The following is an 11,803-nucleotide window of genomic DNA, read 5'->3' as shown; positions in this document are numbered from 1 at the left end:
TGTGCGGCCGGATCGACTGCATTTTCATGATTTTCAAACAGGCGCTTTTTCTCGCGGGAAAGCGCCTGTTTGCATGTCTGGAAATCAATCCGTACGGTATCAGATGGCCTTCAGTACGTTCCCGGACGCTCGCCAGAGTATCCATTGTCGCCTGAGTTGAGACATCTCCTCGACCTGCTTCAACGGATCCAGGTCTTCCCGTTCCAGTTTTTTCAGGAATGGCTCCACAAGAACCAGTGGCAGGTAGGCTGCCTGACAGGCGGTTGGTACATCCTTCGACGCCTGACGTACACGGCCGAGGTGATGGCGGACATGGCCGCGCATTTCAGCAAGCACAGCCCGAAGTTCAGCCGTCGTTTCGCCTCGAAACACTGTCTGGACGTCAAGATTGTGCCGGTCACAGACGTCCTTCGGCAAATACATCTGCTGCCGCGACGCATGCCAAGGAAGTGCGCGCATCAAACCGGTCAGCGCATACGCCACGCCCGCGTGCCCTGCGGCCGTTGCCGTGCCGGCTTCCTTGCCATCATTCAAGACAAGGCAGGCCAGCTGGATGACCCCAGAAACGGTTTCACCAGCGTAACCTTCCAGATCGTTGAGACTTGGCATCTGGTCGTTGTAGAGATCGAAAACCCTTGCCTCCGCCATTGCCACAAGGCTTTCTTTCGGCAATTCGTATCGGTCGATCGTCTGCAACAAGGCATTGGCAACCGGATTGGACGCAACAGCTCCATGTTCCGTGCCTTCGAGCAGGTCTCGCCACCATTGTAGCCGAACTTCACCTGGAAGCGGTTCCGACACCAGTTCTCGAATACGGGAAATCTCGGCGCTATAGGCATAGAGCGCCATCAGTCCATTGCGATGGGCTTCTGGTGCCAGCAACGCACTGAGATAGCGGTCCTTGTCAAATTGACGAACCACATCGGCAGCATGGTCAAAATCGGTCGTCATAAAGCCCGATAGCCTTTGAAGTACTTCAGTCGACAGCGATCAGTGCAGCAGCGACGGCCCGGTCTTCCGACAAAAGCACGTTGAAGGTCCGAAGCGCGGCGCCTGTCGACATCGGGTCGGACAATATGCCCGCCTCCCGAAACAGCGTTTTCAGCTCTGCCGGCAAAGGTCGAAGTTCCTTGCCGGTTCCGACCAGAAGCACTTCAATGTCCTCCTGCTCTTCCAGAACCTTCTGAAAGGCTTCAGGAGTAAAGGCGGACGCATCGGTAACGTCCCAGCCGTAGATTCCGCTCGGAACGCATAACAAGGATCCGCGATGAGACATCCCGGCAAACCGGAAGCCGCCATTGCCATAAGCTTCGAGCGGCGCCCGACCGGGAAAATGCGCATCGCGGATTTCCATCGTACCGTCCCTAAGCCGACGCTTTCGCCTTTGGATCCTTTTCGCCATCGTCGTCCTTCGGAGACATGGCCTCCGCACGAAGATTGAACAGGATCAGGAAAGGAGCCGCCAGGAAGATCGACGAATAGGTACCGATCACGATACCGAAGATCATTGCCAGGGTGAACGACTGGATGACCTCACCGCCGAAGATGTAAAGCGCAAAAAGCGCCAGCAGCGTCGTGAGTGACGTCATGGTCGTACGAGACAGCGTCTCGTTGATCGACATGTCGAGCACTTCCGTCAATGGCCGCTTCTTGTATTTGCGCAGGTTCTCGCGAATACGGTCATAAACGACCACGGTATCGTTGAGTGAGTAACCGATGATGGTCAGAACGGCCGCGATACTGGACAACGAGAAATCAAGCTGCAGCAGGACGAACAGGCCAATGGTTATGACCACGTCGTTTGCCGTTGTCAGAATGGCCCCAACCGCAAACTGCCACTCGAAGCGGAACCAGATGTAGAACAGGATCGCCAGCAACGAGGCGGCAACCGCGATTGCCCCTGCCTGAGCCAGCTCTCCCGAAACACGCGGGCCCACAACTTCGACGCGGCGGAAATCCACTTCCTGACCTTCGAAAATGGTTCGCACCTTGCCGATAACGGCCTGCTGAGCAAGCTCGCCACCCGGCTGTTCTTCAACACGGATCAAAATGTCGTCCGACCCGCCGAATTCCTGCACCTGGACATCCCCAAGGTTCAGGGAAGACAGATCGGAACGGATCGAGGCGACATCGGCCGGACCATCGGTCTTGATTTCGATGATGGTACCGCCCTTGAAGTCGATGCCGTAGTTCAGCCCAACGGTGAAGAAGGCGGCAATGGAGGCGATCACCAGTACGATTGACAGCGGAAAGCTGACTTTCCGCAGCCACATGAATTTGATTTTGGTGTTGTCCGGAACAATTCTCAGCAACATTTGAAAGTCTCCCGGATCAAATCGGCAATTTCGACGGACGGCGGTGGCGGAGCCAAAGGGCTACCAGCAACCGGCTGAACGTGAATGCCGAGAACACTGTGGTGAAGATACCGATGGCCAATGTCACGGCGAAGCCCTTGACCGGACCCGAGCCGAGCTGGAACAGGATCACGGCGGCGATCAGGGTCGTGATGTTGGCATCCAGGATCGTACCGAGGGCACGGCTGAAGCCTGCATCCACCGCAGAAATGACAGATCTCCCTGCCCTTGCTTCTTCGCGAATACGCTCGAAGATCAGAACGTTCGCATCCACCGCCATACCGATCGTCAAAACGATACCTGCAATGCCGGGCAAGGTCAGTGTTGCCTGCAGCATTGTCAGCGCACCAAAGATCAGGAAGATGTTCACCATCAGAGCAAGGTCGGCGATGATGCCGAAGCGGCCATAGGCCAGGATCATGAAGACGATCACCAGACCGCCGCCGATGATAGACGCCAACTTGCCTGCTTCAATGGAGTCAGCGCCGAGGCCTGGGCCGATAGAGCGTTCCTCGATGACGGTCAGCTTGGCCGGCAACGCACCGGCGCGCAACAGCACGGCAAGATCGTTGGCACCCTCCAGCGTGAAGCTGCCGGAAATCTGACCTGAACCACCGGTGATCGGCTCACGGATAACCGGTGCGGAAATGACTTCATTGTCGAGCACGATTGCGAACGGACGGTTGACGTTCTGCTGCGTGATCTGGGCGAACTTGCGCGCGCCGGACTGATTGAAGCGGAAGTTCACAACCGGTTCGTTGTTGCGCTGGTCGAAACTGACCTGAGCATCGACAAGGTCTTCGCCCGACAGGAGCGGCGCTTCCTCGAGAAGATAAGGAATGGGCGGATCATCAACCGAAGTCATGATGACAGTGCCCGCGGGCGGACGGTTCTGAAGCGCCTGTTCGCCGGACATGGACGTATCGACCATGTGGAAAGTGAGCTGCGCCGTCTGGCCGACGAGATCTTTCAAGCGTTCCGGATCATCTTCACCCGGCGCTTCGACCAGAATCCGGTCGGCGCCCTGGCGCTGGATGCTGGGTTCTGTAGTCCCCAGTTCATCGACACGACGCCGGATGACCTCGATGGATTGCTGGACGATATTCGTCATGCGATCCTCAAGGCCACGCTCGGAATAGGAAAATCGAACCAGACCGTCTTCCGTCACGGTCATGTCAAACTCATTGACCGCCTGACCGCCAAAAACACTGGAGGCCAGCGGGTTGACGAGTGGTTGCAGACGCTCTTCCGCATCGGCCAACCGGGTCAGATCGCGAATACGAACCTGAGCGGCGTCTCCCTGAACTCCAAGCCCGGTATACCCGATGCGCGGATCTTCGCGCAGGGTTGACCGGATATCGCCGACCAGCGCTTTCATGCGCTTCTGGACGTAATCCTGCTTGTCGATTTCATAAAGCAGATAAGCACCGCCCTGAAGGTCGAGACCGAGAACCATCTGGTTCTTCGGCAGGAAGTCCGGCCAGCTTTCAAGTTGTTTTTGGGAGAAGAAATTCGGCAGCGTGGTCAGGATGCCAGCGGCAACCACAAGCACGATCAGCGCGATTTTCCAGCGTGCGAAATAGAGCATGGTCAAGCCTTAAATGCAGCCAGGCCGATCTGAACCGGCCCGGCGGTATCATCGAAGCGGCGGGGATCGCGTTACGCGTTTTCCTTGGCCGGTTCGGTTTTGGAGCGCACTTCCTGCACCATGGAACGTACGAGACGAACCTTGACGCCCTCGGAAAGTTCGACCTGCACTTCACCGTCGTCTACGACTTTGGAAACCTTGCCGATCAGGCCACCGGTGGTCACGATGGTGTCACCACGGCGAAGGTTGGCAACCATGTCCTGATGCTTCTTCATGCGCTGACGCTGCGGGCGGATGATCAGGAAATACATGATTGCGAAGATCGCCACGAAAGGCAGGATCTGGATCAAGAAACCGGAAGCGCCTGCCGGACCGGCTGCCTGCGCGTAGGCTGGGGTGATAAACATTCACTTCTCCTAAGTGGCGTTTTTGATGACCACCGACCCCTCTGTCGGGTCTTCGGCAAAAACGCTCTCATTCTGGTGGCGCGGACTATAACTGCGGCGCGCCTCATTTCAAGCTTTGCAAGCAGTTTCCAGCGTACCGGTATGGGAATAACTGACGTTTTCGTGTTTCCCGCACCGTGTTAATCCTGCCATCACTTAATTCAGGGCCTGACATGGGCCTTTTTGACAGGGCTTGCAAGAAGAATGAACGCTGAAATCGACCTCACCGCATTAAATGCAAAACTCGATTCCCTGATCGACCTTATCGCACGTGCGGTGCCGGCCCGTCCCGGCCGCCCGGATTTTTCGGTTGCGGACGCTTTCGTCTGGGCGCCTGATCCGGGTGAGCTGCTACCGGTTCAAAAGGTCAATCGCGTCGATATCACGTTGCTTTGTGCGGTTTCCCATGTGCGTGATCTTCTTCTCGACAATACACGCCGGTTTGCGAAGGGATTACCTGCAAACAACGCATTGCTCTGGGGCGCCAGAGGCATGGGCAAATCCTCACTGGTCAAGGCTGCCCATGCAGCGATCGCCGTCGAAAACGCTTCCGCCGGCTTGAAACTCATTGAAATTCATCGAGAAGACATCGAGTCGCTGCCCAAACTCATGAACCTTATCCGGGACGTTTCCTGCAGGTTCATCGTCTTTTGCGACGACTTGAGTTTCGACAATGACGACACCTCGTACAAGTCGCTCAAAGCCGTTCTTGAGGGCGGGATCGAGGGTCGGCCTGACAACGTCATTTTTTATGCCACTTCGAACCGCCGTCACCTTCTGCCAAGGGACATGATCGAGAACGAACGCTCGACAGCAATAAACCCCGCAGAAGCCGTTGAAGAAAAGGTTTCGCTGTCGGACCGGTTCGGGCTTTGGCTCGGGTTTCACAAGTGCAGCCAGGACGACTACTTGGATATGGTGCGCGGGTATGCCGCACACTTTGACCTGAAGATCGAAGCCGACGAATTGCGGGCAAAAGCGCTGGAATGGGCGACGACGCGCGGCAGCCGGTCGGGCCGTGTCGCCTTTCAGTTCATTCAGGATCTGGCCGGCAGGCTCGGCAAGACGATTTCCTAAAATGACAAAGCCCGGCGCAAGGGCCGGGCTGATTGACAAGATTCACGGTTTTTGGCCACGGACTGCCTTTTCTCATCCGGCGGATCGCAAGGTCCCACCGGATACGAGAATTGTCAGCGTCAGCGTCGCGGCAGGTATTTCAGCGGATCGACGGGCTTGTTGCCCTGGCGCAGTTCGAAATGGAGCTGCGGCTGGTTGACTGACCCAGTCGCGCCCGCTAGCGCAACCACGTCGCCGCGGCGGATCGTATCGCCCCGCTTGACCTTCAACTCGCTGTTGTGTGCATAGGCGGAGACCCAGCCGTCATTGTGACGAACGAGGATCAGGTTACCGTAGCCCTTCAGTTCGTTGCCTGAATAGATCACAGAGCCGTCGTCAGCAGCGTGAACAGGTGTTCCTTCAGGAACAGCAAGATTCACACCCTCGTTCTTGCCACCACCCGGCTTTGCGCCGAAATCGGAGATGATACGGCCACGAACAGGCCACCGGAACTTGGCATCCGCGCTATCGTCTTCCTGAACCTTTGCAACGACCGTTGGCGTCTTGATCGGTTCTGTGGGCCGGGCTTCCTGCGTGAGAGCGGGCTGTGGCAGCTTGGTTTTCTCTACCGTTCCCGACGGTGCCGCAGCAACGGGTTGCGAAGCGGCGGATGAAGTCTCTGGCTGACGGCGCGGTGTTGGCACACTCGAGGAAGACGATCCGGACGAAATGGAAGCTGTCGTCAGAGTTTGATCGGATCCACCAGGCTTGCGCCTCGGCAAGGTGCTGACGCGGACAACGTCGACCTTGCCCTGGCTGATATCAGCAAATGTCGGCTGTTGACCGTTCTTCTGATCAGGCCTCGGCATCGTCCCGACAGACGTCGGCACGGAGCCAGTGACAACATTATCGCTTCGTCCAGCTGTCGGCAGCTTGACCTTGCCGTTTTCGCCTTCAGTCGTGCTCGTTGAACCGTTTCGTTCAGCGTAAACGTAAGTCGGGATGATGACGCTCTGGCCCGGCTGTACCTTTGCCGGGTCGTCGATGCCATTGACAGCAACAATAGCCTGGATCGGAACACCATACCGGCGTGCCATCGAATTGATGGAATCACCCTGACGCATTTGCACCCGGGTTCCGCCGGCAGATGTCCACCCTTTCCAGCTCCTCACATTCCCGGCCGATGCCACCGCTTCTGGTGCGGGCTGTGTCGCAACTGGTGCTGCGCGGACAGGTGCAGGACGCTGAGCCGTCGTCACCGGCGCCGGCAACGGCGCAGACTGGACAGATGGCGCTCTGTTCGGGATGGACCCCGTCGTCACCGGCTGGGATGAACTCTGTGGAAGCCCTGCGGCGGTCCCTCCAGGCCCATTCACGATATCCTGGTATGTCGGCTGCTTCTGGCCGCCGTTGAGAATATCCCGCTGATTCTGGGTATTGCCCGTATAATAGGGTGGTTCACCAAATCGCTCGACCGCGCTGGAACATCCCGCGAGAGCAACAGCAACCAGCGACACTGTCGCTACCTTGCCCATCAGATCCCTGCGGAGGGTACGCTTCCGCTTCATCATCGCCTTAACTCTAACCGCTGACTGTGGCTGTTATGGTTAAGAGTAGACGGCAGTAAGGTTTATAAAGGCTAAAGACGGTTGACGCTTTCGCTGAAAAACAACGATTTCTCAGTATTGAAGCAAACCAGAAAGCCAGCAATCGCGCCGATTAAAGTAAATTTGAACAGGCAAGTGGTCGAGCAAGCTCAACGAATGCATGGGGCCAAGAATCGGCATGAAACACCGTTCTAGAGCTTCTTGGCGATTCCCGGCTGCAACATGACCGTCCGCACCATCATCAGCGTTTCCGCAGTCACAACACTCTCGGTTTTCTGGAACTTGATCAACGGCTGGGCCTTTTTTGCCTGACCGACCGGCGCGATCAGGATGCCTCCCGGTTTCAGCTGCTGCAGCCAAGGATCTGGCACTTCTTCCACTGCCGCGTTGACGACAATCCTGTCGTAGGGGCCTTTCTGGCGAAACTCGCTCAAGCCGTCGGCCTGTCGGGCTTTCACGTTCGTCAGTTTGAGAGCCTCAAAACGTCGTGTTGCCAGATCCGTCAAGGTGGCGAACCTGTCGAGCGTTTCCACCTGTGCGGCCAGATGGGACATAACGGCTGCCTGATAGCCGGAACCGGTCCCTATCTCCAGAACCACGTGACTGGAGTCGATTGCTAGCGCCTGTACCGTGAAGGCAACGATTGAAGGTGCTGAAACGATCTGCCCGCATTCGATCGGCAGCATTGCGTCTTCATAGGCAAGACTGTGATGGCGTGCGGACAGGAAAAGGCGCCGAGGGACGCGTTCAATTGCAGCCAGTACGTCCCTCGCCCCGACACCGCGCTGTCGCAGTGCCAGAACCAATGCAGCGCGGGCTTCCGCTTCATCCGGCAAAGCGGACGCCATCGTCCTGTTTTCCTTGCCGGGCAATTGACCGGCCATGAACCGTTCCCCCTCAGGGTTTACCCCAAAGCCTCCGCCAAGTGTGTCACCAGGTCGTGGGCTGTCAGATCTATGCGTAGCGGTGAAACGGAAACATATCCATCCGCAATTGCTTGCAGATCGGAATTATCAAGTACGGATTTGCCGCGATCCTGAAAACGCAGCCAGTAATAGGGATAACCACGCCCGTCCGAACGCTCGTCGATGGACAGTCCGCTTTGTTCATGGTGCCCCTGTACGGTAACCTTGACCCCCTTCACGTCCTTGGCGTCACAGGCCGGAAAGTTGACATTCAACAACGTATATTGCGGAAGTTCGAAATCGATCAGCCTGCGGAAGAGCGCCGGCGCATGGGCCTCAGCGGTCGAATAGTCCGGCTCGGCACGCACATCCCAGTTGTAAGCCTGGGAAACGGCGATCGACCTGATCCCGAGGATGGCACCTTCCATCGCCCCGGCAACAGTTCCGGAATAGGTCACGTCTTCAGCGAGGTTCTGGCCCCTGTTAATTCCCGACAGCACTAGATCCGGCAAACCGGGAAGCACCTTGCGCACGCCCATGATCACGCAATCGGTTGGTGTCCCTTTCAAGGCGTAGTGCCGGTCGTCGAGCTTACGAAGGCGCAGCGGGTCGCTCAGTGTCAGGGAATGGGCAACACCACTCTGGTCGGTTTCAGGAGCGATTACCCAGACATCGTCGGAAAGTGTCCTGGCAATGTTTTCCAGAACCGTCAGCCCGGGAGACTGAATTCCGTCGTCATTGGTGATGAGGATACGCATCTCGATCTTTGCTCCGTTTTCCCACAAGCTCTTCTGACTTCAGGTCCGAAGAGCCCCAAATGAAATTGGACGGCAAACTTGCGCGGTTGCCGTCCATTGCAATCAAAATTCCGGCGGTATGCTGCGACTGAACGCCAGCGCTCACGATCCAGGCAATGCCGATCAGGCCGCCGTTTTCGCCGGTTCCGCTCAGCCGATCTTTTCCAGACCACCCATGTAAGGTCGCAGAACGTCGGGAACGGTGATGGTGCCATCGCCATTTTGATAGTTTTCCAAAACGGCAATCAATGCCCGACCAACTGCGATACCCGATCCGTTGAGGGTGTGCACGTGGAGCGGTTGCTTGGAGTCAGTGGGCCGGAACCTTGCATTCATGCGGCGCGCCTGAAAGTCACCGCAAACAGAACAGGACGAAATCTCGCGGTAGGTATCCTGCCCGGGCAGCCAGACCTCGATGTCGTAGGTCTTGCGTGCGCCAAAGCCCATGTCGCCGCTGCACAAGGTCATCACCCGGTAATGCAGGCCGAGTTTCTGCAGAACTTTCTCAGCGCAGCCCAACATGCGTTCCAGTTCGTTGAGCGAGTCTTCCGGCTTGGTAACGGAAACGAGTTCGCATTTCTGGAACTGATGCTGGCGCAGCATACCACGCGTATCACGCCCGGCAGACCCGGCCTCGGACCGGAAACAATAGGTGAGCGCAGTCACACGAAGCGGCAGTTGATCTTCCGGGAGGATCTCACCGGCAACCAGATTGGTCAGCGGTATTTCAGCCGTCGGGATCAGGTAGTGATCCGTAGTGGTCTTGAAGAGATCTTCCTCGAATTTCGGCAGCTGCCCGGTCCCGTAGAGCGGATCGCTATGAACCAGAAGCGGCGGCGAAACCTCTGTATAGCCGTTTTCCTGGGTGTGCAGGTCAATCATGAACTGGCCAAGAGCGCGTTCCAGCCGGGCAATCTGACCCTTGAGGATCACAAAGCGCGAACCAGACAGCTTGGCCGCTGCGGCAAAGTCCATGCCGCCGAGGTCTTCGCCCAGCTCATAGTGTTCTTTCGGAGCTTCATTGAACGTGAAGACCGGTTTTTCACCGTGCGTCTTCAGAAGCACGTTGCCGGCTTCATCCTCGCCCACAGGAACATCGTCATGCGGCAGATTGGGGATGACGGCCATGGCCGCTTCCAGATCGGCAATGAGCTTACGCTCTTCTTCTTCACCCGACTGAATGAAAGCCTTGATCTGTGCGACTTCGTCAATCAGCTCCTGTGCACGCGCGTCATCGCCCGAGCCCTTGGCCTTGCCGATTTCCTTGGAGGCGGCGTTGCGCCGTTCCTGGGCTTCCTGAAGTTTGGTGATATGGGAGCGACGGGAATCGTCCAGTGCGATCAGCTTGGCTGCGGAAGCTTCGTAACCCCGTTTAGCCAAAGCCTGGTCAAAGGCGACTGCGTTTTCCCGTATCCATCTAATATCAAACATCTTCGCTTCCCGAACGACGGTCGTTTCAATCAATTCCGTCTGTCAATCCGGGAAGCGCAGCGTTCAAAGCTTCAAGCGGCCGCATCCTCGGCTTCGCGTTGAGCCTCCCTTTCGGCACGCTGGCGTTCCACCAGTTTGACGGACAGAATGGAGACTTCGTAGAGAAGCAGCGTAGGCAGCGCAAGACCGATCTGCGAGATCGGGTCGGGTGGTGTCAAAATTGCAGCAGCAGCAAAGGCACCAACAATCGCATATTTGCGTTTTTGGCGAAGCGTATCGGAGCTCACCAGACCTGCCCTGCCGAGCAAGGTCAGCACCACCGGCAACTGGAACACCAGGCCGAAGGCGAAGATCAGGATCATGATCAGGCCCAGGTATTCACTCACCTTGGCAAGATGCTGAATGGCAACCTTACCGGTGGCCGCAGCCTGTTCCTGAGACAGGAAGAAGCCCATGGCCATGGGCATGACCAGGAAATAGACGAGACAGGCACCGATCAGGAACAGAACAGGCGTTGCGACCAGAAACGGCAGGAACGCGCCACGCTCGTGCTTGTAGAGCCCGGGTGCCACGAACATGTAGATCTGGCTGGCCACGACAGGAAAAGCCAGAAAGAGGGCTCCGAAAAGCGCGAGCTTCAACTGGGTGAAAAACCATTCCTGCGGCGCGGTGAAGATCATCTCCACCGGGTGGCCCTCTCCTGCAGCACGCAGGTAAGGCACAGTCAGGATGTTGTAGATATCCGTGGCGAAATAAAAGCAAATAACGAACATCACGAGGATCGCACCGATCGACCACATAAGTCGTTGACGCAGTTCGATCAGATGTTCGATCAGTGGCGCCTTCGAGGCGTCGATTTCGTCCTGGCTCATGCCTTTACATCTTCCGTCACCGGCGCGGTTTTCGGCTTGGCCTCGGTTTCAGCCTGGGCTGTTTCCGTAGGAGAAACCTTGTCCGCATTTGCGCTGTCTGCCGGCGGCGACGCCGGTTCGCTGGCTGCCACTTTTGGCTTGTCGGCTTTCTTGGTCGCGTCTTCTTCGATGGATTTTTTCAAATCACCCAACGGATTGAAGTTGGCGGCCGATTCGACCTGCTTCTTCATGTCAGCGATATCGGCCTGTTGTTCGGCCTCACGCAGCGCGTCGTTGAAGGTCGACTGGAACTCACGCGAAAGCTTTCGCATCTTCCCAATCGTCTGGCCAAGTGTGCGCAGCATGCGCGGCAAATCCTTTGGCCCCACGACGATGATCGCCACACAGGCGATCACCAATAGTTCGGTCCACCCGATATCGAACATGAGATGTATCGTCCCTTAAGGAGACGCGATGCAGATTGAGATCAGCTCGCTTTGGTCTGATCTTCGGCGTTCACGGACGATGCCGTTTCGCTGCTCTTGTGGTCGATGGTCTTCGGAGAGTCGGCTACGTCGTCTTCGGCCATGCCCTTCTTGAAGCTTTTGATTCCCTTTGCAACATCACCCATGAGATCGGAAATCTTGCCACGTCCGAACAGCAGAACAACGACCACTGCGATGATCAAGATCTGCCAAATACTAATGCCCATACGCCAAACTCCTGATAATCGGCTTTAAAAGCCCTTAGGCCCTTCTTACAAAAACG

At 56.8% G+C, this 11,803-nt stretch carries 13 protein-coding genes; 1 reads left to right on the top strand and 12 read right to left on the bottom strand.

Annotated features, from left to right (window positions below; genetic code table 11):
* Positions 1 to 99 precede the first annotated feature (99 nt).
* The 5 genes from J7447_RS08255 to yajC form a co-directional block, all read right to left on the bottom strand.
* Positions 100 to 951 carry a phytoene/squalene synthase family protein gene (locus tag J7447_RS08255; RefSeq protein WP_209169296.1) on the bottom strand — a complete coding sequence of 284 codons (852 nt, stop codon included), beginning with the start codon at positions 949 to 951 and terminating at the stop codon, positions 100 to 102.
* A 25-nt stretch (positions 952 to 976) separates the two neighbouring features.
* Complete coding sequence (locus tag J7447_RS08250) at positions 977 to 1,354, bottom strand: Mth938-like domain-containing protein (protein ID WP_286188988.1); 378 nt, start codon at positions 1,352 to 1,354, stop codon at positions 977 to 979.
* A 10-nt stretch (positions 1,355 to 1,364) separates the two neighbouring features.
* The gene (gene secF / locus J7447_RS31260) at positions 1,365 to 2,315 is read right to left on the bottom strand and encodes a protein translocase subunit SecF (RefSeq protein ID WP_062488805.1); all 951 of its coding nucleotides are present in this window, start codon (positions 2,313 to 2,315) and stop codon (positions 1,365 to 1,367) included.
* Positions 2,316 to 2,331: 16 nt separating this feature from the next.
* Positions 2,332 to 3,942 (bottom strand): protein translocase subunit SecD, encoded by a 1,611-nt coding sequence (gene secD / locus J7447_RS31255; protein WP_022998713.1) that lies wholly within the window; start codon positions 3,940 to 3,942, stop codon positions 2,332 to 2,334.
* A 71-nt stretch (positions 3,943 to 4,013) separates the two neighbouring features.
* A complete protein-coding gene (yajC, locus tag J7447_RS08240; RefSeq protein WP_022998714.1) occupies positions 4,014 to 4,349 on the bottom strand; it encodes a preprotein translocase subunit YajC in 336 nt (111 codons plus the stop codon).
* A gap of 243 nt (positions 4,350 to 4,592) precedes the next feature.
* Between yajC and J7447_RS08235 the strand changes: the two genes are divergently transcribed.
* Positions 4,593 to 5,465 carry an ATP-binding protein gene (locus tag J7447_RS08235; protein WP_209169294.1) on the top strand — a complete coding sequence of 291 codons (873 nt, stop codon included), beginning with the start codon at positions 4,593 to 4,595 and terminating at the stop codon, positions 5,463 to 5,465.
* Positions 5,466 to 5,584: 119 nt separating this feature from the next.
* Here the strand turns inward: J7447_RS08235 and J7447_RS08230 are convergent, their stop codons facing one another.
* The 7 genes from J7447_RS08230 to J7447_RS08200 all read right to left on the bottom strand — a co-directional run bounded on the left by J7447_RS08230 (position 5,585) and on the right by J7447_RS08200 (position 11,747).
* Positions 5,585 to 6,568 (bottom strand): peptidoglycan DD-metalloendopeptidase family protein, encoded by a 984-nt coding sequence (locus J7447_RS08230; RefSeq protein ID WP_209169293.1) that lies wholly within the window; start codon positions 6,566 to 6,568, stop codon positions 5,585 to 5,587.
* Between the two features lie 674 nt (positions 6,569 to 7,242).
* Positions 7,243 to 7,935: a protein-L-isoaspartate(D-aspartate) O-methyltransferase gene (locus J7447_RS08225; protein ID WP_022998717.1), complete on the bottom strand. Its 693-nt coding sequence runs from the start codon at positions 7,933 to 7,935 to the stop codon at positions 7,243 to 7,245.
* A gap of 20 nt (positions 7,936 to 7,955) precedes the next feature.
* Positions 7,956 to 8,714 (bottom strand): 5'/3'-nucleotidase SurE, encoded by a 759-nt coding sequence (surE, locus tag J7447_RS08220; protein ID WP_209169292.1) that lies wholly within the window; start codon positions 8,712 to 8,714, stop codon positions 7,956 to 7,958.
* Positions 8,715 to 8,903: 189 nt separating this feature from the next.
* Positions 8,904 to 10,184, bottom strand: a complete 1,281-nt coding sequence (gene serS / locus J7447_RS08215) for a serine--tRNA ligase (RefSeq protein WP_206906488.1) — start codon at positions 10,182 to 10,184, stop codon at positions 8,904 to 8,906.
* Between the two features lie 71 nt (positions 10,185 to 10,255).
* Positions 10,256 to 11,056 carry a twin-arginine translocase subunit TatC gene (gene tatC / locus J7447_RS08210; protein WP_022998720.1) on the bottom strand — a complete coding sequence of 267 codons (801 nt, stop codon included), beginning with the start codon at positions 11,054 to 11,056 and terminating at the stop codon, positions 10,256 to 10,258.
* Positions 11,053 to 11,481 carry a Sec-independent protein translocase protein TatB gene (gene tatB / locus J7447_RS08205; protein WP_022998721.1) on the bottom strand — a complete coding sequence of 143 codons (429 nt, stop codon included), beginning with the start codon at positions 11,479 to 11,481 and terminating at the stop codon, positions 11,053 to 11,055. The genes tatC and tatB overlap by 4 nt, the downstream gene beginning before the upstream one ends.
* Positions 11,482 to 11,522: 41 nt before the next feature.
* The gene (locus J7447_RS08200) at positions 11,523 to 11,747 is read right to left on the bottom strand and encodes a twin-arginine translocase TatA/TatE family subunit (protein ID WP_022998722.1); all 225 of its coding nucleotides are present in this window, start codon (positions 11,745 to 11,747) and stop codon (positions 11,523 to 11,525) included.
* Positions 11,748 to 11,803 lie beyond the last annotated feature (56 nt).

The sequence above is a fragment of the Labrenzia sp. R5_0 genome (genome assembly GCF_017743835.1).
Classification (GTDB): domain Bacteria; phylum Pseudomonadota; class Alphaproteobacteria; order Rhizobiales; family Stappiaceae; genus Roseibium; species Roseibium algicola.
This window is presented reverse-complemented; position numbering and strand designations above follow the sequence as displayed.